General features: G+C 74.3%; 17 protein-coding genes. 8 read left to right on the forward strand and 9 right to left on the reverse strand.

Going from position 1 to position 23234, the window contains the following annotated elements:
- Positions 1 to 38 precede the first annotated feature (38 nt).
- On the reverse strand, positions 39 to 1730 hold the full coding sequence (locus tag ACFY00_RS20030; protein WP_388032834.1) for an ABC transporter family substrate-binding protein: 1692 nt from the start codon (positions 1728 to 1730) through the stop codon (positions 39 to 41).
- 362 nt (positions 1731 to 2092) lie between these two features.
- On the opposite strand from ACFY00_RS20030, the gene ACFY00_RS20035 reads away from it, so the two are divergent.
- The 3 genes from ACFY00_RS20035 to ACFY00_RS20045 are packed head-to-tail and all read left to right on the forward strand — an operon-like array spanning position 2093 to position 6175.
- Complete coding sequence (locus ACFY00_RS20035) at positions 2093 to 3076, forward strand: ABC transporter permease (protein WP_388032835.1); 984 nt, start codon at positions 2093 to 2095, stop codon at positions 3074 to 3076.
- Positions 3077 to 3134: 58 nt separating this feature from the next.
- Positions 3135 to 4100, forward strand: coding sequence for an ABC transporter permease (locus tag ACFY00_RS20040; protein ID WP_388032836.1), 966 nt, complete (start codon positions 3135 to 3137; stop codon positions 4098 to 4100).
- A complete protein-coding gene (locus ACFY00_RS20045; RefSeq protein WP_388032837.1) occupies positions 4097 to 6175 on the forward strand; it encodes a dipeptide ABC transporter ATP-binding protein in 2079 nt (692 codons plus the stop codon). The genes ACFY00_RS20040 and ACFY00_RS20045 overlap by 4 nt, the downstream gene beginning before the upstream one ends.
- Before the next feature lie 52 nt (positions 6176 to 6227).
- On the opposite strand, the gene ACFY00_RS20050 is transcribed toward ACFY00_RS20045, so the two are convergent.
- The 3 genes from ACFY00_RS20050 to ACFY00_RS20060 form a co-directional block, all read right to left on the reverse strand.
- A complete protein-coding gene (locus tag ACFY00_RS20050) occupies positions 6228 to 6809 on the reverse strand; it encodes a DUF4352 domain-containing protein (protein WP_388032838.1) in 582 nt (193 codons plus the stop codon).
- 153 nt (positions 6810 to 6962) lie between these two features.
- A complete protein-coding gene (locus ACFY00_RS20055; protein WP_388032839.1) occupies positions 6963 to 10157 on the reverse strand; it encodes a penicillin acylase family protein in 3195 nt (1064 codons plus the stop codon).
- Between the two features lie 157 nt (positions 10158 to 10314).
- On the reverse strand, positions 10315 to 11199 hold the full coding sequence (locus ACFY00_RS20060; protein ID WP_388032840.1) for a helix-turn-helix transcriptional regulator: 885 nt from the start codon (positions 11197 to 11199) through the stop codon (positions 10315 to 10317).
- Positions 11200 to 11495: 296 nt separating this feature from the next.
- On the opposite strand from ACFY00_RS20060, the gene ACFY00_RS20065 reads away from it, so the two are divergent.
- Positions 11496 to 12548: an aldo/keto reductase gene (locus ACFY00_RS20065; RefSeq protein ID WP_388032841.1), complete on the forward strand. Its 1053-nt coding sequence runs from the start codon at positions 11496 to 11498 to the stop codon at positions 12546 to 12548.
- Positions 12549 to 12570: 22 nt separating this feature from the next.
- Here the strand turns inward: ACFY00_RS20065 and ACFY00_RS20070 are convergent, their stop codons facing one another.
- Entirely contained in the window at positions 12571 to 13542 is a 972-nt protein-coding gene (locus ACFY00_RS20070) for a DMT family transporter (protein WP_388032842.1), read from the reverse strand.
- Between the two features lie 48 nt (positions 13543 to 13590).
- Between ACFY00_RS20070 and ACFY00_RS20075 the strand changes: the two genes are divergently transcribed.
- Both ACFY00_RS20075 and ACFY00_RS20080 read left to right on the forward strand, forming a co-directional pair.
- A complete protein-coding gene (locus ACFY00_RS20075; RefSeq protein ID WP_388032843.1) occupies positions 13591 to 14163 on the forward strand; it encodes a MarR family winged helix-turn-helix transcriptional regulator in 573 nt (190 codons plus the stop codon).
- Positions 14164 to 14262: 99 nt separating this feature from the next.
- Entirely contained in the window at positions 14263 to 14610 is a 348-nt protein-coding gene (locus tag ACFY00_RS20080) for a PRC-barrel domain containing protein (protein WP_388032844.1), read from the forward strand.
- A 90-nt stretch (positions 14611 to 14700) separates the two neighbouring features.
- Here the strand turns inward: ACFY00_RS20080 and ACFY00_RS20085 are convergent, their stop codons facing one another.
- From ACFY00_RS20085 to ACFY00_RS20100, 4 genes are all read right to left on the reverse strand, one after another.
- Positions 14701 to 15174, reverse strand: a complete 474-nt coding sequence (locus tag ACFY00_RS20085) for a hypothetical protein (protein WP_388032845.1) — start codon at positions 15172 to 15174, stop codon at positions 14701 to 14703.
- Between the two features lie 8 nt (positions 15175 to 15182).
- Positions 15183 to 16214, reverse strand: a complete 1032-nt coding sequence (locus ACFY00_RS20090; RefSeq protein WP_388032846.1) for an alpha/beta hydrolase — start codon at positions 16212 to 16214, stop codon at positions 15183 to 15185.
- A gap of 630 nt (positions 16215 to 16844) precedes the next feature.
- The gene (locus tag ACFY00_RS20095) at positions 16845 to 17144 is read right to left on the reverse strand and encodes a hypothetical protein (protein WP_388032847.1); all 300 of its coding nucleotides are present in this window, start codon (positions 17142 to 17144) and stop codon (positions 16845 to 16847) included.
- Positions 17145 to 17674: 530 nt separating this feature from the next.
- Complete coding sequence (locus tag ACFY00_RS20100; RefSeq protein WP_388032848.1) at positions 17675 to 18814, reverse strand: winged helix DNA-binding domain-containing protein; 1140 nt, start codon at positions 18812 to 18814, stop codon at positions 17675 to 17677.
- A gap of 223 nt (positions 18815 to 19037) precedes the next feature.
- On the opposite strand from ACFY00_RS20100, the gene ACFY00_RS20105 reads away from it, so the two are divergent.
- Together ACFY00_RS20105 and ACFY00_RS20110 are read left to right on the forward strand one after the other, a co-directional pair.
- Positions 19038 to 22109, forward strand: a complete 3072-nt coding sequence (locus tag ACFY00_RS20105; protein ID WP_388032849.1) for an AAA domain-containing protein — start codon at positions 19038 to 19040, stop codon at positions 22107 to 22109.
- 136 nt (positions 22110 to 22245) lie between these two features.
- Positions 22246 to 23208, forward strand: a complete 963-nt coding sequence (locus tag ACFY00_RS20110; RefSeq protein WP_388032850.1) for a TerC family protein — start codon at positions 22246 to 22248, stop codon at positions 23206 to 23208.
- The last annotated feature ends 26 nt before the right edge of the window (positions 23209 to 23234 follow it).

Genomic DNA, 23234 nt, shown 5'->3' on the forward strand with positions numbered 1-23234 from the left:
CCGGTGCCGCCCGGGGCGGACGGCACCGGCCCGGGCGGTCACTTCTGCCAGCCGACCGAGGTGATCACGGTGCTGGCGAGGCTGCCCGCCCCGTAGTTGGCCAGGCCCTTGCGGACGGCGACGATGCTGGGGCGCTGGTAGAGCTCCAGGGTGTGGCCGAGCTCCCAGATCTTCGCGTCGGCCTGGTTGTACAGCTCGGCGGCCTGTGCCGGGTCGAGGGTGGCGGCGGCCTTGCGCAGCAGGGTGTCGATCTCGGGGGTGCTGAGCTTCGAGTAGTTGCCGAACACGTTGTCGCCCTGCGGGGCGCGGTAGATCGCCACCGTCTGGGAGAGCGGGAAGGAGTCGGTGTTGCGCCAGCTGGCCAGGTCGAACTTCCCCTGGTTGACGTACTTGGTGAAGTACTCCTTGCTGGGCACCTTGTCGACGACCAGCTTGACGCCGACCTGCTGGAGCATGTTCTGCGCGGCGGTGGCCAGGTCGGTCTGCGCCTGGTTGGAGCCGTCGCTCAGTACGTAGTGCAGCTCCAGCGGCTGCCCGTCCTTGCTGCGGGTGCCGCCCGCGTCCTTCCACCCGGCCTCGTCCAGCCACTTCTTCGCGGTGGCCGGGTCGTAGGAGGCCCAGTCGCCGGAGTTGTTGCGGTAGCCGTTCTGGTTGGTCATGAACAGGTGGTTGTCCAGCGGCTTGAACTCCACCGGGACGCCCTTGTTGGCGATCTTGATCAGCGAGGCGCGGTCCAGCGCCCGGCCGAGCGCCTGGCGGACCTTCTGGTCGGCGAGCGGGCCGTTGCCGCCGAAGGAGATGTGCACCTCGTCCCAGGGGGTGCCGGTGCGGATCGCCGCGTCGGGGGCGTCCTTGAGCTGGCCGTACGAGGCGGCGCTGCCCGCCGAGGCCAGGTCGATCTCGTTGTTCAGGAACGCCTGGGTGATCGCGGCGGCGTCCAGCACCCGGTAGGTGATCCGGTCCAGCTTGGGCTTCGGGCCCCACCAGCGCGGGTTGGGCGTCAGGGTGATGGTCTGCGCGGTCTTGTCGGCGTTCGAGACCACGAACGGGCCGCCGAAGAGCGGGGTCTTCTCCACCCAGCCCTCGTTGAAGTCCTGCGGGGTGGAGAGCCCGGCGGCGGGCAGCAGCGGGTTGAACAGGTTCTGCCAGTCGGCGTACGGCTCGGCGAAGGTGACCTTGACCTCGCTCGGGTCCGAGCCCTGCTCGACGGCGGAGATCTGCTCGTAGCCGGAGGGGTCGGCGATGTTGTACGCCGGGTCCTTGCCGTTGGAGGTCTTCCAGACCGCCGCGAAGTCGCGGTAGCCGATCGGGGTGCCGTCCGACCAGACCGCCTTCGGGTTGAGCTTGTACGTCACCACCTGCGGCGAGGTGGAGGTGACCTCGGCGGAGGCCAGGTACGAGGGGTCGGGGTGGAAGACGCCCTTGGCGTCGACCCGGAAGAGCTTGGCCTCGGTGTAGCCCATGATCTCCACCGCGTCGCCGTACCTGCCGTCGACCTGGTACGGGTTCCACTGGGTGATCCACTGCTGGAGCGGGAGGCGCAGCTCGCCGCCGTCCTTGAGGTTCTCCGGCGGCTGCGGGTTGTTGTCCTCGGCGTCCACGGTGGGGGCCACGGTCTTGGCCACGTCGCCGGATCCCCCCGCCGAGCTGCAGGCGGTCGCGGCGAGCAGGACGGCGAGGGCCGCGGCGGCGGTGCGGCCGGAGCGGCGGATCGCGGACGATGTGCGCATCGGGGGAGTCCTCGGATTTCGAAGAGTCGGGGGCCGTCGGGTGTGGCGGCGCTTGATGGTGGGCAGCCAAGTCGGTGCCGACGGGCCGAACGTAACAGCCCGTCAGTCGGCCCACCAGGGGGTCGTGCGCAGAACTGATCGAAACGAAACGCGGCGCAACACCGCCGCAACACCCCGTCCGTACCCGTCTGATCAGCTGTGACCAGCGGGTTCGCCGGACCGGTCGGACCCGTCAGTGCGGCGGCCCTGGACGGACCGCCCGGCGTGGCGTACAACTGCTGCGCGAAAGTGCGTCAAAACCCGTACTAGCGAAGGCAAATGACCATGTTCCCCAGGTGTGCGAACCACACCGGAGGCAGGCCGTGACGCGATACCTCGCGGGGCGGCTCGGCTACTACGCCGCCCTGCTGACCGCAGCGGTGTTCCTCTCGTACGCCCTCACCGGCACCGCGCTCGGCCCCCGCGCCTACTTCGAGGCCAAGCAGCCCCGCCCCTCCGCCGCCGCCGTCGACCGGCAGTTGACCGCGCTCAACCTCAACGACCGCACCCCCGTCGTCGAACGCTTCGGCACCTGGGCGAACGGCCTGCTGCACGGCGACCTCGGCCGCACCATCCACGGCACCGCCGTCAACGAGGAGTTCGGCCGCCGGATCTGGGTCTCGCTGCGGCTGCTGCTGGTCGGCAGCCTGCTCGGCATGCTGCTCGGCGTCGCCGCCGGGGCCTGGAGCGCGGTGCGCCAGTACCGGCTCTCCGACCGGGCGCTGACCGTGCTCTCCTTCGTGCTGCTCTCCACCCCGGTCTTCCTGCTCGCACTGCTGCTCAAGAACGGCGCCATCGCCGCCAAGAACGCCGCCGGGCACGAGGTGATCCCGTTCACCGGCTACGAGACGCCCAACCTGGCCGGCGGGATCGGCACCCACCTCGCCGACTGGGCGCTGCACCTGCTGCTGCCCACCCTCTCGCTCGCCCTCGGCGGCCTCGCCACCTACAGCCGCTACCAGCGCGCCACCATGCTCGACGTGCTCGGCGCCGACTACCTGCGCACCGCAGAGGCCAAGGGGCTCACCCGCGGCCGCGCCCTGCTCAAGCACGGCCTGCGCACCGCGGTCATCCCGATGACCACCATGTTCGCCTACGCCTTCCTCGGCCTGTTCACCGGCGCCGCCTTCACCGAGACCATCTTCGGCTGGCACGGCATGGGCGAGTGGTTCATCCAGGCCGTCAACGAGCAGGACGTCAACTCGGTGGCCGCGGTCAACCTCTTCGCCGCCGTGGTGGTCCTCGCCGCGGGCTTCCTCGCCGACGCCCTGCACGCCGCGCTCGACCCCCGGGCGCGGGCCGCATGAGACACGAACTTTCCTCCGTTGCGGAGCAGTCGGCGCTCCCTCTCGGGACGGTGACCGCATGAGCGCGGAACTCACGGCTGTCGCGCAGCAGTTGACCGACGAACCGGTCGCACCGCGGGGGCGGCTGCGGTTGGCCGCCGCCCGGCTGGCCGCCTCGCGCGGGGCGTTGGCGGGGCTGGTCGTGCTCGGGCTGCTGTTCCTGCTGGCCTTCGTCGGGCCGTACCTGACGCCCTGGGACTACGCCGCGCCCGACTACGCCCACCTACGCCAACCCCCGTCCGGGGCACACTGGTTCGGGACCAACGGGCTCGGGCAGGACGTGTTCGCGCAGACCGTCCGCGGGCTGCAGAAGTCGCTGGTGATCGGGCTGCTGGTGGCCGTCCTCTCCACCGGGCTGGCCTCGCTGGTCGGCGCCTGCGCCGGCTACTTCGGCGGCTGGACCGACCGGGTGCTGACCTTCCTGGTCGACCTGCTGCTGATCTTCCCGGCCTTCCTGGTGATCGCGGTGCTCTCGCCCCGACTGCGCGGCAGCGGCTGGATCGCCTTCGTGCTGCTGCTCGCCGTCTTCAACTGGATGGTCACCGCCCGGGTGGTCCGCTCGATGACCCGCTCGCTGCGCGAGCGCGAATTCGTCGCCGCCGCCCGGTACATGGGCGTCGGACCGTTCCGGATCATCTGGCGGCACGTCCTGCCGAACGTCTCCTCCTTCCTGATCATCGACGCCACCGTCACCGTCGGCGGCGCCGTGATGAGCGAGGCCGCGCTCTCCTACTTCGGCTTCGGCGTCCGCCCGCCCGACGTCTCGCTCGGCACCCTGCTGGCCGCCGGAGCCGCCGACGCGCCCGTCTTCCCCTGGCTGTTCTACTTCGCCGCCGGGCTGCTGGTGCTGTTCGTGCTCGCCGTCAACCTGGTCGGCGACGGCCTGCGCGACGCCCTCGACCCGACGGCCGCCGCCGGACGCCACCGCCCCCGGCGCGGAAGCCGCCGCCGTTCCACCACCCCTGCCAGCCGGAGCACCCCGTGACCACCCCGCCGACCACTCAGCCGTCCGCCCCGCCGACCGCCCCGCTGCTCGCCGTCCGCGGCCTCACCGTCGACTTCGACGGCCACCCGGCGGTCCGCGGCGTCGACCTCGACCTGCACCGCGGCGAGACGCTCGGCCTGGTCGGCGAGTCCGGCTCCGGCAAGTCCGTCACCGCGCTCGCCGTCCTCGGCCTGCTGCCCGCCACCGCCCGCACCGGCGGCTCCGTCCGGCTGGACGGCCGCGAACTGCTCGGCCTGCCCGCCCGGCAGCTCGCCGCCGTCCGCGGCCGCCGCATCGCGATGGTCTTCCAGGACCCGCTGTCCGCCTTCACCCCCGTCCACCGGATCGGCGACCAGATCGCCGAAGCCGTCCGGATCCACCAGGACGTCGGCCGCGCCGCCGCCCGCAAGCGCGCCGCCGACCTCCTCGACCTGGTCGGCATCCCCGACCCGGCCCGCGCCCTGGACGCCTTCCCGCACGAGTTCTCCGGCGGCATGCGCCAACGCGCCATGATCGCCATGGCGGTGGCCAACGAACCCGACGTGCTGCTCGCCGACGAACCCACCACCGCGCTCGACGTCACCATCCAGGCCCAGGTCCTCGACGTGCTGCGCACCGCCCGCCGGGAGAGCGGCGCCGCCCTCGTCCTGGTCAGCCACGACCTCGGGGTGATCGCGGGCAGCGCCGACCGGGTCGCCGTCATGTACGCCGGACGGATCGTCGAGACCGCCCCCGTCGACGAGCTGTTCGCCGCGCCCCGGCACCCCTACACCCTCGGCCTGATCGGCGCCGTCCCCCGGCCCGACGGCCGCGGCGGCCCGCTCGTCCCGATCCCCGGCCGCCCGCCCGCCGCCGGTGAACCCGCCCGCCCCGGCTGCGCGTTCGCCGACCGCTGCCCGCTCGCCGAGGACCGCTGCCGCACCGCCGAACCCCCGCTCACCGGCACCGGCACCGGCCCCGGTGAGCACCGCGCCGCCTGCGTCCGCGCCGACCACCTCGCCGCGACCCGGCCCGCCCCCGCCGAGGTCTACCCCGTCCCGGCCCTGCCCGCCGCCGTCCCGCGCCCGCGGGCCGCCCGCGACAGCGTCCTGACCGTCCGCGGCCTGACCCGCACCTTCCCCCGCCACCGCGGCGGCCTGCTGCGCCGCCGGGCGGGCGAGGTGCACGCCGTCGACGGCGTCGACCTCGACATCCGGCAGGGCGAGACGCTCGGCCTGGTCGGCGAGTCCGGCTCCGGCAAGTCCACCACCCTGTACGAGATCCTGCGGCTGGCCGCCCCGCAGGGCGGCCGGATCGAACTCCTCGGCCAGGACACCGCCACCCTCGACCGGGCCGCCGTCCGACGGCTGCGCTCCCGCGTCCAGATCGTCTTCCAGGACCCGGCGGCCTCCCTCGACCCCCGGATGCCGGTCGGCGACGTGCTCGCCGAACCCCTGCTCGCCCAGCGCACCCCGAAGGCGGAGGCCCGCCGCCGCGTCCCCGAACTGCTGCGCCAGGTCGGCCTCGACCCCGCGCACGCCGACCGCTACCCGCACGAGTTCTCCGGCGGCCAGCGCCAGCGCATCTCCATCGCCCGCGCCCTCGCCGTCCGCCCCGACCTGCTGGTCCTGGACGAACCCGTCTCCGCCCTCGACGTCTCCGTCCAGGCGGGCGTGCTCAACCTGCTCCAGCAGCTGAAGGCCGAACTCGGCCTCGCCTACCTGTTCGTCTCCCACGACCTGGCGGTGGTGCGCCACCTCGCCGACCGGGTCGCCGTCATGTACCTCGGCCGCACCGTCGAGACCGGCACCGCCGACCGCGTCCTCGACCACCCCCGCCACCCCTACACCCGCGCCCTGCTCGCCGCCGTCCCGCTCCCCGACCCGCCCGCCGAACGCGCCCGCCCCCGCCTCCTGCTGGCCGGCGACCCGCCCTCCCCGGCCGAACGCCACCTCGGCTGCCCCTTCCGCACCCGCTGCCCCGTCCACCCCACCCTCACCCCCGACCAACGCACCCGCTGCGCCACCGAGACACCCCCCGCCCTCCCCGCGGCCCCGGGCGTCGACCACACCGCGGCCTGCCACTACCCGGACTGAGGCCGCGCCGGGCCCGGGCCACAGCGGCGTCCGGAGCCCGGCCGGGGCAGGCTCAGGAGACGGTCCACTGCCCGATGCCGTTCGCGAATCCACTGTTCAGCGCGAACTGCACCTTGGCGATCCGGGAGGAGGCCGGGACCTCGAAGGTGACGAACCCGAGGGCGGTGTCGCCCGGCGCGATCGCCACCGATCCCGAGAACGACGGACCGGCGGTGGTCTCCTGGTAGGTGTCGGTGAAGCGCTGGCCCTCGGTGTCGACCAGCTGCGCGCCGTTGCCGGGGCTGTCGCTGTAGGACGCCGTCCCGGTGTTCTTCAGCCGGAACTGCACGGCCACGTAGCGCTTCCCGGCTTCCGGGGAGGAGTACTGGTCCTTCGGCGCCGCGGGGTCGACGACCTTGACCACCGTCACGTCGCACGCCTCGCCGTCGCCCGTCCCCTTGAGCGCGATCGTGCTGCCGACCGCCGCGGTGGCCGCGGACGCCGAGGGGGACGCCGAAGCGGAGGCCGAGGCGGTGAGGAGGTCGGGATCGGAGGTGGCCGGGGTCGGGCTGTTGGCGGTGGTGGTGACGTGGGCGGTGCTGGTGCAGGCGGCCAGCAGTAGCGAGGAGGCCAGGAGGGTCGCGACGCGGCGCATGATCGGTTCCTTCGGCTCGGCACCCCGGAACGGGCTGTGGTTGCCACCGTCGGGGTTGCCCGCCGCCGCCGCACCAGGAGCAGGGCTGTTCGTGTGCTCCCAGCTTGCTCTCCGGCGCCGGACCGGGCGCCCGGCGCCGGAGAGCGGGGGGCGTCACTTCCCGTACACGCCGACCTCGTTGAGCGAGTAGCGGTTGTCGGTGCCGCGGGCCAGCATCACCACCCGGACGTGCCGGGCGTCGAGGGGGGTGAAGGCGCGGTTCTCCAGGCCGCCGCGGTCGGTGGTGGTGGAGTAGACGGTGCGCCAGGCGGCGCCGTCGGGGGAGACGTCGATGCGGTAGGCGGTGGCGTACTGGTCGGACCAGTCGAGGACGACCCGGCCGACCTTGCGGACGCTGCCCAGGTCGACGTCCAGCCAGGCGGTGGCCACCGTCTTGGAGGCCCAGCGGGTGGCGGGGTTGCCGTCGACGGCCTGCTTGGGCGGGTAGGCGACCACGACCGCGTCCTGGTAGTCGGAGGCGGTGGCGGTCGCGCCGCGGGCCAGGTTGGTCAGGTCGTCGGTGCGGCGGGCCGGGAACTCCACCACCTGCTGGTAGGTGGGCCGGTTCTGCCAGGCGATCCTGGGCACGGTGATGCCGCCCATCGCCCGGTGCACGATCGAGTCGGCGCACAGCTGGTCGCCCGCCGCGCAGTACTTGTCGGCCGGGTACGTGGTGGTCGCCGGGGTCGCCACCGCCCGGGCGAGGGTGGTCAGCAGGACCTGTCGGCAGGCGCCGAGCGCGCCGCCGCCGCAGTACGTCCGGTCGAGCGGCCCGGCGACCGGGCGGCCGAGCACCGCGCGCAGGTCCTTGTCGACGTAGGACCACCAGCCGTGCTGGAACGCCGAGCCCTTGTGCGCCTCGCCCGCCGCGATGTCGCCGCCGCCGGAGGTGCCGCCCAACTGCCCGCCGGAGGGCGTCTCGTTGATCGGGGCGACGGCGGTCAGCGCCCGCCACGCCCCGTCGCCCAGGCCGGGCCGGAACGCGCCCTCGACCAGCAGCGGCCACCAGGCGTCCAGGATCCGGATCGCCTCCGCGTCGGTGTACGCGCCCGCGCCCTTGCTCGCCTCGCGCCGGTGCGAGCCGCCCGCCGCCCAGGCCTTCAGCTTGGCGACCGCGTCGGCCGCCGCCGGGTCGGTGACCGGCGCCGAGTCCAGCACCGCGAGCAGTTCGGGCAGCACCCGCTCGGCCCGCAGGTCGACGTTGGCGGCGTCCTCCATCGCCTTGACCAGGTCGGTGCGGGTGACGCCGCCGCGCTGCACCAGCGCCTTCACCCGGCTGTCCAGCAGGTCGGCCCGGTGGACGGCGCCGTTGCCCCAGGCGGAGGTGAAGCCCGGCGCCTGCTTGTTGTTCCAACTGACGTAGTAGTCCTGGTCGGTGGACTGCGCGTGCCGGGCGGGCGGCTCGACCGCCGGGGTGTTGGTGGCCCGGTCCCAGCCCTGCCAGGTGTAGGCCGGGCGGGCCAGGATCGGCAGGTCCGGGTCGGTGCCGGGGGCGCGCAGCGGCTCGGCGCCGGAGTTGTAGTACGCGGTGTGGTCGGCGTCCGCGTAGAACCAGTTGAAGGTGTAGCCGATGTCCTGCGCGGCGCGCTGGAACGCCGCCGCCGAGGTGATCGCCGCCGGGTCGTTGAACTGCTGGAAGCCGATCACCGAGTCCACCTCGTGCCGGTAGGTGGAGCGCAGCGCGGTGTACGCCACCGGCCGCCCGCCGACCGTCCCGGTGTGGGTGACCAGCCCGTACGCCGAGCGCAGCGTCACCAGGTCGTAGGCGCCCGCCGCAGTGGAGTCGGCGGTGGTCGGCTGCCAGGCGTTGTGCCTGGTCAGGCGCTCGAACGGGGTGCAGGTGCCGTCCAGCAGGTAGCCGGGGGAGGAGGTGGACGGGGTGCCGCCGCCCGGCTCGCACAGGTCGACCGCGAAGGTGTCGGTGATGTCCTGGTTGGCGGAGGTCGCGCTCCAGGAGTAGTCCAGGCCGCGGCCGATCTCCACGTAGAAGCTCAGGCCCGGGAAGGACGCGCCCCGGCTGCGCAGGCCCGGGCCGTCCAGCTCCTGCACCATCAGGATCTGCGGCGCGTAGTAGCCGGTCTGCGGGCCGAACACGGCGACCGGGTGCCCGGAGGCGGTGTGCGCGCCGGAGACCAGCAGGGCGTTCGACATGCCCTTCTTCGCGGTGATCAGGTCGGCGGGCAGCACACCCTCGGCGGCCGAGGCGGCGCTCGCGGCGGCAGCCGTCCCGGTGCCGTTGGCGGCGTGCGACAACTCGGTGACCGACCCCGGGTCCGGCAGCGCGGTGCCCACCGGTGCGGCGGGCGAGGCCGCGTACGGGAAGGCGGTGCCGTCGTGCACGGTGGCCGTCGCCTCCGGGTCGTCCTCGGCGCGCCAGGCCGCGTACGCCCGGTCACCCGCCTCGGTGCCGTACTGCTGGCGCAGGGCGAGCCGGGCCAGCGCGTTGCCGACCTCGCCGCCCCCGCCGCCGCCGAAGATCGCCCCGATCACCGAGGAGATCGCCACCACGTCGGTGGGCGTGAACGGCTCGATGGTCGACCCGTGCCCGGTCAGCACGTACTCGCCCGGGTAGTTGTTGGCGGCGACGTCGGCCGCCGCGAAGGCGTTCAGGCCTGCCACGTAGTCCTGGACGTCCTGCCAGGCCTGGGCGCCGCGCGGCCCGGACGCCCTCACCCGGTCGATCTGCTGCTGCAGGTCCGCCTCGGTGTACGGGGCCACCGCCCACAGGCTCTGCTCCAGCGCCCGGTTGCCCGGCGCGCCGCCCGCGAACGAGGACAGCTGCCCGCGCCCCACGTGCCGCAGCACGTCGATCAGCCAGAGCCGGTCCTGTCCGGCCGCGTACCCGGCGCCGAACTCGGTGTCCGAGCGGGTGACGCCCTTGACGTGCGGGGTGCCGGTCGCCTTGTCCCGGGTGATGGTCACCCCGGCGCGCGGCGTGGTGGTGCTCTCCACCTGCCCGGCGGGGACCCCGAACGAGGCGTCGTCGAAGTACGCGGACAGCTGGTCGGGCGTCAGGCCGCTGTAGTCGTGCAGCAGCGCGTCGTACGCGTCGATCTGGTCCGCCGAGTGCGCCGGGCGGGTGCCCACGCTCTGGTGCAGCAGGATCCCGGCCAGCGTGGCGTGCCCGTTCTCACCCGCCGTCAGGATGTCCTGGCACTGCCCCAGGCACGGGTCCCCGGTCGCGGGGGCGGGTCCGGCGGCGGCTCCGGCGGCGGGTTGGGCGGTGAGCGCGCCGAGCAGCAGCGCGGTGGAGGCGAGCACGGCGAGGGCGGCCGAACGCCATCGGCGCGGAACGGGGACAGCGGGCACCTGGACCTCTTCCTGACAGTGGGTATCGGAAGTTCGGGCGCACGCTAGTCCCCGGAGTGACCGACGGGTAGGGGTCGCGCGGGCGTTGCCATGGAACTGTCATCCATCTGTCACGCAAGCGAACTGACGTACCGTCGGAAGAGCGCCTGACCCACCGTCAGGAGGCGTCGGGGCGCGACCCGGCCGGAGTGAAGGAGCGGCCGGACAGCCCCGAGGGCGCGGCGAGTTCGGCCAGCACGTGCAGCGCGGCCTGGGAGGGGGAGCCCTCCTCGGCGGTGTAGGTCACCAGGGTCTGGTCGGGGTCGCCGGGCAGGGTCAGGCTCTCGTACGCGACGGTGAACTCGCCGACCGCGGGGTGGCGCAGGTGGTAGGTGCCGTGGGTCTTCTCCCGGAGCTCCTGCTGCTCCCACAGCCGCCGGAACTCGCCGCTGCGCTCGGACAGTTCCGCGACCAGCGCCGGGTACGCGGGGTCGCCGGGGTGGCGGCCGAGGTCGAGCCGCAGGTAGGCGACGATGTCGCGGGCCTTCGCCTCCCAGTCGACGAAGCGGCTGCGCAGCTCCTCGTGGCAGAAGACCAGCCACGCCTTGTTGAGCCGCTCGGCCGGGAGCGCCGCGAAGTCGACCATCATGGCGGCCATCGGCGCGTTCCAGGCCAGCACGTCGGTCCGGCGGCCGACCACGTACGCCGGGGTGTGCGGCATCGAGTCCATCAACCGGCGCAGGCCCGGACGCACCCGCTGCACGGGCGTCGGCAGCGGCCCGTCGGTGGCCCGCACCAGCCGGTGCAGGTGGCCGGTCTCCACCGGGTCCAGCCGCAGCGCCCGGGCGACGGCGTCGACGATCGCGTCGGACACGTTCTCGGCCCGGCCCTGCTCGAACCGGGTGTAGTAGTCGGCGCTCACCCCGGCGAGCTGGGCCAGCTCCTCCCGGCGCAGGCCCGGCACCCGCCGCCGCTCGCCGAAGCCCCGCAAGCCCGCGTCCTCCGGACGGATCCGGGCGCGGCGGGAGCGCAGGAAGGCACCGAGGTCGGCTCGTCGGTTCATGGTCATGATCCTAAAGGGGCGGGGCCCGCGGGTGCCGGAAAAGTCGTGGGCATGAAGGAGCGTTCGCGGGGCAGGCGTTGGGTGCGGCGGACGAGGGCCCGGCCGATTCCCCCCCCCTGAGGCCGGGCCCCCGCCGCGTCGTACGGGTCCGGGTCCGGCCCCGGTGCCCGAAGGGGGTTCCGACAGACCCAGGTTGGACGGTACCGGGGACGAGCGGGGCCCTGGGTGGGGGTGCGCGCGGTCGTGAGGATGGGTGGCGCACCACCTGGACACCCGAACGTGAGGAACCCGCAGTCATGAACGCTCTGCCCACCACCCGCCTCGGCGGCACGGACCTCGACATCAGCCGGATCGGCTTCGGCGCCTGGGCGCTGGGCGGGGCCGGCTGGCGCTTCGCCTGGGGCGCCCAGGACGACGCCGACTCGATCGCGACCGTCCACCGGGCCGTCGAGGCCGGGGTGAACTGGATCGACACCGCGCCGGTGTACGGGCTCGGCCACTCCGAGGAGGTCGTCGGCAAGGCGATCGCCGCCCTGCCCGAGTCCGAGCGCCCCTACGTCTTCACCAAGGTCGGCCTGGTGTGGGACCCGGCCGTCCCGGAGCGCGCCCCGCGCAAGCTGCTCAAGCCCGCCAGCATCCGCGCCGAACTGGAGGACTCGCTGCGCCGCCTGGGCGTCGAGCGGATCGACCTCTACCAGGCGCACTGGCCCGGCGACGGCGCGCTGCTGACCTTCGGCCCCGACGAGGACCCGGCCGCCACCGCCCGGCACGCCACCGCGCTGGAGGAGTACTGGGCGGTGCTGGCCGACCTGAAGGCCGAGGGCAAGGTGCGGGCGATCGCGCTGTCCAACCACGACACCGCGCAACTGGCCGCCGCCGAGGCGGTCGCGCACGTCGACGCGATCCAGCCCCAGTTCAGCCTGCTGCACCGGGAGGCCGCGCCCGAACTCGCCTGGGCGCACGCCCACGGCACCGGGGCGATCGTCTACCAGCCGCTCCACTCCGGCCTGTTGACCGGGGCGTTCAGTGCCGAGCGGGTCGCGGCCCTGCCGGACGACGACTGGCGCAAGGGCTTCCCCGAGTTCACCACCGGCCTGGTCGCCAACCTCGCCCTGGTCGACGCGCTGCGCCCGATCGCCGCGGCGCACGGCACCACGGTCTCCGCCGTCGCCCTCGCCTGGACGCTCTCCTGGCCCGGCGTCACCGGCGCGATCGTCGGCGCCCGCCGCCCCGACCAGGTCGCCGACTGGATCGGCGCCGGCTCCCTGCAGCTCACCGACGCCGACCGGGACGCGATCGCCGCCGCGATCACCGCGACCGGCGCGGGCGACGGCCCGATCCGCCCCTGAGCCCCGGTCGCCCCTGCCCCGCTCACGGCCCGGGCGGCGGCCCGCACCGCTGCGCGGCTGCTGCCCGGCGGGCGGACGGGGCGTCAGGCCGCCCGGTTCGCGGGTGGGGCGTCGTCCGGTCAGGGCGCGGGCGGCCGAGCAGGAGGCCCGCGGCGACCAGGGCCATGCCGCCGAGCCGGGCGGGGCCCAGCGGTTCTCCGTCCAGGGCGGTGCCGAGCAGGACGCCGGTGACGGGGTTGAGCAGGCCGATCAGGCCGACGGTGGCGGCGGGCAGTCGGCGCAGGCCGGTGAACCAGGCCAGGAAGGCCAGCGCGGTGGCGACCAGCGAGGTGTAGCCGAAGGCGGCCAGTGTGCTGCCGTCCAGCGCCGGGGGCATCCCCTCGGAGAGGGCGGCGACCGGCAGCAGGAGCAGTCCACCGAGCGTCAACTGCCAGGCGGTGGACGCCAGTACGCCCGGTGTGCCGCCGCCGTCCGCAGGTGCGGCCCAGCGCTTGGCGAGCACGTAACCGACCGAGGAGGCGAGCAGCGCCCCCAGTGAGGCGAGCAGTCCGGGCAGGCCGTTCGCCCCGTCCGCCGGGTCCGCGGCGCCCGCCGCCATCAGGACCGCGCCGCCGACGCCGACCGCGCCGCCGGAGAGCTGGGCGGATCGCGGGCGTTCACCGGCCAGCAGCCAGGCGCCGAGCGTCAGGGCGAGCGGGGAGAGGGCCATCACCATGGCGGCGGTGCCCGCCGGGAGCCACTGCGAGGCCAGGTAGACCAGGACGAAGAAGGCGGAGGTGTTCAGCACCCCGAGCACCGCGGCCCGCCACCACCAGGCCCCGCGGGGCAGGCGGCGGGCGGCGGCGAGCAGCAGCAGTCCGGCGGGGAGGGCGCGCAGGGCGGCGCCCCAGAGCGGGGCGTCGGCGGGGAGGTAGCGGTGGGTGACGTAGTAGTTGGCGCCCCAGGCCACCGGGGCGAGGGCGGTGAGCGCACCCCACCGGAACATGGCTTCCATGGAAGACAATATACCTTCCACGGAAGAGGTTGGCGCTATGCTGGTGCCATGGAGCAGCACACGGAGCAGTCCGCGGCGCGGTCGGAGGAGCAACCGCCCGACCACGTCGCCCGCATCCAAGCCGCCTGGCGGCGCGAACGCCCCGACCTGGACGTCGCCCCGCAGGGCGTGATCGGCCGCCTGCACCGGGTCGCCGCCCTGCTCACCCACGAGCTGTGCGCCGTCTACGCCCGGTACGACCTGGGCGAGGGCGAGTTCGACGTGCTCGCCGCCCTCCGCCGGGCCGGCGCCCCCTACGAACGCGCCCCCGGCGAGCTCGCCGCCCACACCATGGTCACCACCGGCGCCGTCACCAAGCGCCTCGACCGCCTGGAGCGGGCCGGACTGGTCACCCGCCGCCCCGCCGCCGAGGACCGTCGCGGCCGGGTCGTCGCCCTCACCGAGGCCGGACGCGAACTGATCGACCGCGCCTTCACCGACCACATCCGCAACGAGCACCGCCTCCTCGCCGCCCTCACCCCCGCCGAGGCCGCCCAGCTGGAGACCCTGCTCACCGGCTGGCTCGCCCGTCTCGAACCCGCCGCCGCCCCACCGGCCCCACCGTCCCCGTCCTCCCCCTGACCGCTTCCGCCCGAATCCGTCGAAAAGCCGCGCATGCCCCGGCCGGAACCGGGCAGCCGAACCGCAGACCGACGAACTCCCCATGACAAGGAGGCAGTTGTGAGCGACGGCATGTGGGGCTACGAGAACGCCGAGGGCTACAACCCGGGCGTCGACCTGACCGGCTTCCGGGTCGAGGCCACCGACGGGCACATCGGCAAGGTCGACAAGCACTCCTACGAGGCCGAGGACGGCCACATCGTGGTCGACACCGGCCCGTGGATCTTCGGCCGCACCGTGATGCTCCCGGCGGGCATCATCCGGCTCATCGACGAGGGCGAGAAGACGGTCTGGGTCGACCGCAGCAAGGACGAGATCAAGAACGCCCCGGAGTACCACCACGAGACCCACGCCACGGACCGCGACTACCGCCGCGGCGTCGGCGGCTACTACGGCACCGGCCTCTGAGGCCGCACACCCCCCGGCGCCACCGCGCCCCGTCGGCGGACGGGGCGCGGTGGTCGTCCGCGTGCCGGGACGGGGCCCGGGAACAGGTGCTCAGGACGGGTCGGCGGGCGGCAGCAGACAGCGGGTGCGGAGGGTGAGGGCGAACCGGTCGGCGCCGCCGCCGGTGCCGAGGTCGAGGAAGTAGCGGCCCGCCGGGTGCCGGGCGTACAGCAGCGCGTCCGGTCGGCCGTCGACGGTCTCCCGGTAGGCGGTGACGGTGAAGCCGTCCCGCTCCAGGACGGCTCGCAGGGCGCGGGCGGCGGCCGGCTGCCGGGCCGTCGGAAGGGTGGCGTCGGCGTGCAGGGCCAGGGTGTAGCGGCCGTCCCCGGCGCGCTCGCCGTTCCGGCCGGTGCAGGCGCCGAAGAACGGCCGGACGCTCCCCGGGGCCAGGACGAGGCCCGCGCTCCGGGCCAGGTAGGCGATCAACTCCCGGGCCCAGGACGCGGCGTCGCCGCGCGCCATCACGGGCAGCGGCTCGTCGGGGTCGGTCAGCGGCTGGGGCGGACCCCACTGGGGGACGCTCATGAACATCCTCACGGTCGGTGCGGGCCGCTCGGGCTCGGGGTCCGTCCGGCGATGATCCGGCCCTGGTTGGCCAGGCTCTCGCTGCCGGGGTCCCAGTAGCCGCTGTGCCCCGAGGTGTCGATGCCGATGCTGCGGGCACCGAAGGCGGGGAGGGTCGGGTCCGGCCCCAGGGTGGTCCCGGTGGCGAGGGAGACGCCGTCGTCGCGGGCGGTGCCGACCCAGACGTGGGCGGGGTCGAGGTGCAGGTCGGCGGCGTGCTCGGCGGCCATGCCGGGGCTGGCCACCGCCACGAGGTCGTCGGCCTGTAGGCCCGCCCCGCCCGCGGCGGCCGCGCCGACCGTGGTGGTGCCGTAACTGTGCCCGATGACGGTCAGGTGGCTGCGGTGCCCGCCCCCGGCGACCCGCAGGCCGCCGGTGAAGCGGCGCAGGTCCGCGGCCCCGGCCTCGGCCCGGTCGGTGGTCAGCACGCTGCCGTCCGCCTCGGGAGCGTCGTAGCCGAGCCAGGAGACCACCGCGACCCGCTGCCCGGGGCCCGCGGCCTGCTGCCCGGCGTCCCGCAGCAGGCCGATGCGGTCGAGCTGCCCGGGCACCTGCCGCAGGGTGGTGCCGGTGCCGGGCACCAGGACGGCGGTGTGATCGGCGGTGTCCGGGTCGCCGCTGGCGACGACGGCCCGGCCGTCGCCGTCCGGGTCCAGCGCCAGCAGCAGCAACGGCTGCTCCCCGTGCTCCCCGCCTTCGCCGTCGAGCCGTTCGGCGAGCGCGCGCAGGCCGGACTGCAGGCTGCCCCACTGCTCGTACGTCAGTCCGGAACCCCGGGCGTTCCCGGCCTCCAGGCCGTCGAGCCGCTGCGCCAGGACGAGGCGGTTGGCCCGGTCCCGGACGGTCGCGGGCAGGCCGTCGAGCCGGCCGACCAGTTCGGGGTGCAGGGCGAGCAGGCTCTGCTGCTGCTCCGGAGTCAGGGAGCGCCACCAGGCGGCGGACCGGGCCGGGTCGGTGTTGTCGGGGACGTACGGGGTGGCGAGGCCGAGATCGGCCGCCACCCGCCGGGCGTCGGCGGCGCACTCGCGCAGCGTCCCGAAGAGCCGGGGCCGGGTGAGGACGTTCGCGCCGAGCTGCCTGAGGGCGTCGGCACCCCGGTCGCTGGCCTCGCGGGCGGCGGCCAGGGCGGTGTCGATGCGCTGCTGGAGCTGGGCCCGCAGCAGCAGGTCCTGCTGCTGCCGGGTGCGGGCGTCGGGGTCGTGGCGGTCGGCGGTGCTCTGCGGGGGGGAGGCCGACGGTGCCGTCCTCCGCCACCGGGAGCCGCCACTCGTCCGCCCGCCGCAGGGCGTTGGACAGGTTGGTCCTGGCCTGGTCCATCCGCTCCGCGACGGTGTCCAGCACCAGGGCGGCGGACGCGGCCTCGACCCGGACGACGTCGAGCTCCCGCTCGGTGCCGGACATCACGTGGAAGGCACCGTCGGCGTCCGCGCCCCGCCACTGCCCGCGCAGCGGGCCGTCGACCCGCAGTCGGTGCTGCTGGTGGGCCTCCTCGGCGGCGGCGGACAGCCGCCGCCAGCCCGCGGCGGCCTCGTGCAGGGCGGCGGGGTCGAAGCGCCGCAGCAGGGCGAAGTCGCCGCTCCCGGCCCTGGTCCCGGTCCCGGTGCCGACGGCGCTCGCGGCGCTCACGGCGCTCACGGCAGTCGCCAGGTGTCGGCGATCCGGTGGTCGTTGCGCTCGTGGCCGAGGGCGGTGGCCTCCAGCGCCGCGGCGGTGCCGGTCAGGCGCTCGGCCAGGGTGCCGAGCACCGGCGCCCAGTCGTCGGCGAGCCGGTGCAGCCCCGGCCCGATCGACCACCCGGCGAGTTCGCCCCCGGCGGCCCGTCCGGCCGTGGTGGCGGTGTCGGCGGAGGGCCGGAACTCCTCGCCGATGTTCCGCGCGGCCGCCGCCGACGCCCGCAGCTCCTGCGGGTCCACCCGGACCTGTTCGTTCACTGATCGCCCCTGCTCGGTGAGTCCCTGCTCGGTGGTGTGGGAGGCCGAGCATAGGGGTCCGCGACGGTGGCTCCGGCCCTGGGCAAGGCGTGCGCAGGAGGGAAGTTGACGTCCCGTCGGCGCCGGTGGCCGCAGTGTCGGCGGGGTGCCGGGCGGGCGGTCGCGGCCGCCGCGTGGTCATCCGATCGGGTCATCCGGCGCGGTCCGCGGCGGTACCGGCGGCGGTACCGGTCGGGTCAGGAGAGGCGGTCGGGTCAGGAGGGGCGGACGGAGGGGCGTACGCGTGACGGTCCGCGAGACCTTCCGGCCCGGACCGCCGTCCAGGTGGGCCGACCTGCCGCCGCTGTACGGGCTGTCGGTCGCCACGCCGGTGCCGTCGGTGAACTGCCGGGCGGAGCAGCCCTGTTCGGAGCCGGGAGCGGCCACTGCTCTTCGCCGCGGCGCGGGACGGCGGGGCAGGCCGACGCTGCCACGAGGGTGCCGTCTCCGCGACGCCACCGCCCCTGCGTCGGCCAAAGGTTGACGAGGCGTCAGTGTGCGGAGCCGAGCACCACCCGCTGCCCGGGCCCGAGGAACGCCGCCAGCCCTCCGGCCTCCGCCGCCACCTCCTCGGCCTCCCCGTCCGTCAGCGGGCGGAACGGGGAGACCAGCAGCTCCGGGCCCGCGACCGACCAGGTGCCCGCCACGAAGCCGTCCAGCAGGAAGGTCGGCCGGACCCGGGCCGAGCCCGGCATCACCCGCGGGCGGTCCCGGTCGGCGAGCACCCGGGTGCGGTCCGCGTGCCCGAGCAGCAGGTTGTCGTACGCGGGCAGGAAGCGCACCGGGACGGGCCGCGCCGGGTCGGCGGGCGCCGCGTCCGGCAGGTCGAACAGCTCGGTGCCCCGCTCGTCGCGGTGCACCCGCAGCCGGGGCCGCAGCTCCTCGAACACCGGCCGCATCCGGGTCAGTCCGGACCAGGCCTGGAAGTCCTTCACCCCGGCCGGGCCGAACGCCGCCAGGTAGCGCAGCACCGCCGCGCCCGCCGACAGCCCGCCGGGCCGCTGGGTGTCGGGCCGCTGCGCGTCGGGCTGCTGGGTGTCCGGCTGCTGCGCGTCGGGTCGCTGCTCGGCGAGCGTCAGCGAGGTGTTCGGCCGGGTGCCCCAGCCGCCCCAGGCGGCGCTGTCCGGCCCCTGGAGCACCGGCACCCGCAGCTGTACCGCGCCCGCCAGCAGCCTGCCGTCCCGCCCCGGGTACCGGGCGGCCAGCTCGACGGCGAGGGTCTGTCGCGACAGTGTCCGACCGGCCAGCAACTCCCGTCCGGTGGCGGCGAGTTCGTCCAGGTCGAGCCCGTCCGTGGCCGGTGCGAAGTACCGGGCCCGCGAGGTGCGGTCCAGCACCGGCTGGAGCAGTGGCCGCCACTGCCCGAAGTCCGTGCCGCCGGACAGGTGCTGGGTGCTGCGCAGCGACGCCGAGCGCACCACCCGCCCGTCCGCGAGCAGCGCCGCCAGCCCCTCCCGCCGGAACCCCGCGACCCGGGCCCACAGCCCCAGGTAGGGCCAGTTCGGCTCCTGCCCCTGCAGCGCCACCAGATGCTCCACCACCTCCAGCACGGGCCGCTCCGTCCGGGCGGTCAGGAACTGCCGCTCCAGCAGCGTCCGGTTCAGGGTGCGGACGGACAGCACGTCGTTCATGGGGTGCGGGTTCTCCCGTCGGGTGGTGGGCCTGCCTCCACGCTACGGACCGCAGCGGTCAGTTCCCGTCCGCAATCCCGTACCGCGCCGATCCGCAGGGGCGGACGCCTCCTGCGGCGGGGGGCGGACCGTCACCGCGGTGACACCGAAAGCCACCCTCCTGGGGCGGCGCGCTCCATAGAGTGGTGCGGACCGATCGTGGGGGGAACGAAGGAGCCACCGAATGACGACATCCGGGCAGCCGTACCCGGTGGCGGACCTCTTGGCGGCAGTCCGGGCCGAGATCCGGGCCGAGCGCCGTGACGACGCCAAGGATGTGGAGAAGGCGAGTCTGGAGAACGGGCAGTCGCTCTCCGCGGGGGAGGGGAGGTACGAGTACCTGTTCACCTGCCGGAAGTGGCCGCGGTCGTTCGAGGGGAGCCCGGTGCTGGTCCGTCCGTCCGGCGCCCGTTCCGCCTGGGTGCCGGCCGAGGCCGCGCCGATGCCGGACGGACGGGTCCGGCTCGTGCTGGCCGAGAGCCTGGGGAGTCGGGCCGGTGCCGTCCAGGTCCGCAAGGACGACTCGGCCGGCTCGGTGGTGCTCGCCGAGCGGTTGGAGGCGGCGGGGAACGGCGAGGGCGGTCTGCGGATGGAGAGCGCCGGTTGGGTGGTCGGACGGGGGACCCCGGTGGTCGCCAGGGTCGCCGACCCGGAGCGGTGGGTCGCGGGCTGGCGCGGGCTCCAGCTCAACCCGCGCCAGCGGCTCGCGGTCGAGCAGGCGCTCGCCAGCGAGGTCCTGTTCCTGTGGGGACCGCCGGGCACCGGGAAGACCGACGTCGTCGGGCACATCGTCGAGGGCAACTACCGCCAGGGCCACACCGTGCTCTTCCTCGCTCCGACGAAGGTCGCGGTCGACCAGGCGCTGGAACGCATCTGCGGACTGCTGCGGACCGAGGAGGGTTTCGACGACGGACTGGTCCAGCGGGCGGGCGAGATCGAGCTCGCCTCGCTGCGGGAGCGCTACGGGGAACAGGTCGATCCGGCGCGGATCGTGGCACGGACGAGCGCCCGGCTGGACAGCTCGATCACCGAGGCCACCGGAGCACTGGCGGACGTCCGCGAGGTCATCGCCCGGTACGACCGGTTGAGGTCGCTCGAAGCCCGGATCGCGGAGGCGAGGTCGGAGCGGGCGGAGGCGGTGGAGGCCGCGGCCTCCGAGCAGCAGGAGGTGCTGAGGGCGGAGGCGGAGGCGGCCCGACTGCGCCTGTCCGTCAGCCGGATCGGCGTGCCGTCGGGTTTCCGCGCCCAGCACAAGGAGAGCCAGCTCGAAGCGCTCCGCGGGGAGCTGGCACAGGCCGAGGCCGCAGCGGCGACCGCCCGTGGCAGGGCCGCCGCGGCGCTCGCCCGGCAGCGGCGCTCCGCCGACACGATCAACGACCTCAGCGGCCCGCTGGCGGCGGTCCGCGCCGCCCTGTCCGGGGCGGAGCCGCACGCCGGGGCGCTGCGCCGCGCGGAGACGCTGCGCGGACGACTCGAGGAACTCGACGCGCAGCGGAGGAGGATCCACGACACCGTGCGCTCGCGGTGCCGGGTGCTGGGCGCGACGGTGGCCAAGGCGGTGCAGTCCCGCAAACTGCTGGACCGGGTGGACGTGGTGGTGGTCGACGAGGCCGGAATGGTCGACCTCCCGTCGGCGTGGGTGGCTGCCGGGCTGGCCGGCAAGCGGCTCGTGGTCGCCGGGGACTTCCGTCAACTGCCGGCCGTCACCAAGGGGGAGGGGGACCGGAAGGCGACCGAGGAGGAGCGGAGGCACTCCCGGACGTGGGCCGCCCGGGACGCCTTCCACGCGGCCGGTCTGGTCGCCGAGTCCGGTTCGGTCCGGCAGGACCCGCGGTTGGTCCCGTTGGACACCCAGTACCGGATGCGCGAGCCGATCTGCGCCGTCGTCAACGCCGTCGCCTACCCGGACGCCCCCCTGGCCACCGGCCGCGACGACCGCAGCCGGATACCCGACAACCCGCTGCTGGACGTTCCCGTCCTCCTCGTCGACACCTCGAAGCAGCGGATCAGGGGGACCGACTACCGCACCAACACGGTCAACGAGGCCGTGGTGCACGAACTCGTCCGCGGACTCCAGTACGAGGGGGTGCTCCCCGGACGCAAGTGGCACGGGACGGAGGTCGCCGAGGGGGAACGGGCCGCCGACCGGCTGGCCGTGATCGCCCCGTACCGCGCGCAGGTGAAAGCCCTGAAGGGGAGCCTGGAGTACCGGTTCGGCGAGGACTACACAGGCCTGGTCGACACGATCCACCGTTTCCAGGGCAGCCAACGCCCCATCGTCGTGTTCGACACCGCCGTGGGAGCGGGACAGAAGCCGGGGGTGTTCTACGAGGGGACCGGCCTGTCCTCGCAGACCTGCCGCCTGTTGAACGTCGCGCTGAGCCGCGCACAGGACCACCTGGTGGTCGTCGCGGACCTCGACCACCTGGACGAGCACCTGGCTCCGCACAGCGAGGCCCGCGTCATGCTGGACCACTTGGCGCGCCATGCCCGGGTGATGTCGGCGGACCAGCTCGTTCCGGTGCGGGAAGCGGCCCAGCTGTCGTCGTTGACCGCCGAGGAACTGGCCCGCCCGGCCTTCTTCCCCGCCGACGAAGTGGCCAGGGCCGTGGAGTGGGACGTCGCCCGGGCGGTCCGCAGTGTGGAGGTCTACTGCGCGTTCCTCGATCCGCAGCCGGTGCAGAGGTGGGGGGCGCTGTTCGCTGCCCGGGTGGCGGAGGGCGTGCGGGTGACGGTGCACACCCGCGCCCCGGAGGAGCAGACCGAGGAGGCCCGGGTCACCCGGCACCGGCAGCGGATCGACGAACTCCGGTCCGCGGGCTGCGAAGTGACGTTCCGTGCGCGCATGCACGAGAAGGTCCTGATCATCGACGGGGAGGTGCTCTGGCACGGATCGCTCAACCTGCTGGCCAATTCGGGTGCGACCGACCTGATGATGCGTTTCACCGACCCCGCCTCGTGCGAACGGGTGGCCAGGGTGGTCGAGACCGCCCGGATGGACCGGCCCGCCTGGAACCCCCGCGCGCAGGCCACCGGAACGGCCGCCCCGTCGGCCCGGTCCGCGAGGGCCGCGGCGCCGGCCGGTGGCATCCGGCCCGGTGATGCGGTGAACGGACGGCTCTACCTGAACGTGCCCTTCGGGGAGAAGGAGGAGGCGAAGCGGCAACTGAACGCGCGTTGGGACGGCGCGAGCAAGCTCTGGTACGTGGATGCGCAACGCGTTTCCCGGGAGCGGGCCGCCCGCTGGCTGCCCTGACGGCGCCGGGCGGCGGCCCGCCCGTCCGGCGGCGGGTGTGTCGCGGGGGCGGAGCGGTCTTCGGCGGTCAGGATGGTGCTCCCCGCCTTCCCGTGCCGAACCGCCCCGCCGCCCGGGGCTGCGACGAGGAGCAGTCATGGACGTGTCCGCAGGGCTGTGGGCCGCCACCATCGCGGTGCTGATCGCGCTGATCGTGGCCGACTTCTTCATCGGCGGCCGCAAGCCGCACGAGGTCTCGATCAAGGAGGCCGGGATCTGGACCACCGTGTGGGTGGTGCTGGCGGGCCTGTTCGGCGGGTTCGTCTGGTGGTACGGCGGGTCGAAGTCGGGGGTGGAGTTCTTCGCCGGGTACGTCACGGAGAAGTCGCTGAGCGTCGACAACCTGTTCGTGTTCATCCTGATCATGGGCAAGTTCGCGGTGCCGAGGATCTACCAGCAGTGGGTGCTGATGTTCGGCGTGATCATCGCCCTGGTGCTGCGGGCGGTCTTCATCGCGGGCGGCGCGGCGCTGGTCGCCGAGTTCTCCTGGGTCTTCTACTTCTTCGGCGCGTTCCTGGTCTGGACGGCCGTCAAGCTGCTCAGGGAGGCCGGGCAGGACAAGACGGAGGAGGAGTTCGAGGAGGGGCGGCTGCTGCGGCTGGTCAAGAAGCGGGTGCCGTCCACCGACGAGTACCACGGCACCAAGTTGTTCGTCCGGATCGACGGCAGGCGGCTGATGACGCCGATGACGACGGTGATGCTGGCGATCGGCACCACCGACATGCTGTTCGCGCTGGACTCCATCCCGGCGATCTTCGGCCTGACCCAGGACGCGTACATCGTCTTCACCGCCAACGCCTTCGCGCTGATGGGCCTGCGCCAGCTGTACTTCCTGATCGGCGGCCTGCTGACCAGGCTGGTCTACCTGTCGTACGGGCTGTCGGTGATCCTCGGCTTCATCGGCGTCAAGCTGATCCTGCACGCGCTGCACGAGAGCGGCGTGCACGTGCCGGAGATCGGCATCGCGTTCTCGTTGGGCTTCATCGTGGTGGTGCTGGCGGTCACCACCGTCGCGAGCCTGCTGGCCTCCCGCAAGCAGGGCCGGGCGGCCGACGCCTGACCCGGGGTCAGGCGTCGGCACGCGGG

It is taken from the genome of Kitasatospora sp. NPDC001540 (genome assembly GCF_042894345.1).
GTDB classification, from domain to species: domain Bacteria; phylum Actinomycetota; class Actinomycetes; order Streptomycetales; family Streptomycetaceae; genus Kitasatospora; species Kitasatospora phosalacinea_C.

Coding starts and splice junctions, on each gene's coding strand:
- ACFY00_RS20030 (WP_388032834.1), bottom strand. CDS start 1,730: ATGCGCACATCGTCCGCGATCCGCCGCTCCGGCCGCACCGCCGCCGCG.
- ACFY00_RS20040 (WP_388032836.1), top strand. CDS start 3,135: ATGAGCGCGGAACTCACGGCTGTCGCGCAGCAGTTGACCGACGAACCG.
- ACFY00_RS20050 (WP_388032838.1), bottom strand. CDS start 6,809: ATGCGCCGCGTCGCGACCCTCCTGGCCTCCTCGCTACTGCTGGCCGCC.
- ACFY00_RS20060 (WP_388032840.1), bottom strand. CDS start 11,199: ATGAACCGACGAGCCGACCTCGGTGCCTTCCTGCGCTCCCGCCGCGCC.
- ACFY00_RS20065 (WP_388032841.1), top strand. CDS start 11,496: ATGAACGCTCTGCCCACCACCCGCCTCGGCGGCACGGACCTCGACATC.
- ACFY00_RS20070 (WP_388032842.1), bottom strand. CDS start 13,542: ATGGAAGCCATGTTCCGGTGGGGTGCGCTCACCGCCCTCGCCCCGGTG.
- ACFY00_RS20075 (WP_388032843.1), top strand. CDS start 13,591: ATGGAGCAGCACACGGAGCAGTCCGCGGCGCGGTCGGAGGAGCAACCG.
- ACFY00_RS20085 (WP_388032845.1), bottom strand. CDS start 15,174: ATGAGCGTCCCCCAGTGGGGTCCGCCCCAGCCGCTGACCGACCCCGAC.
- ACFY00_RS20100 (WP_388032848.1), bottom strand. CDS start 18,814: ATGAACGACGTGCTGTCCGTCCGCACCCTGAACCGGACGCTGCTGGAG.
- ACFY00_RS20105 (WP_388032849.1), top strand. CDS start 19,038: ATGACGACATCCGGGCAGCCGTACCCGGTGGCGGACCTCTTGGCGGCA.
- ACFY00_RS20110 (WP_388032850.1), top strand. CDS start 22,246: ATGGACGTGTCCGCAGGGCTGTGGGCCGCCACCATCGCGGTGCTGATC.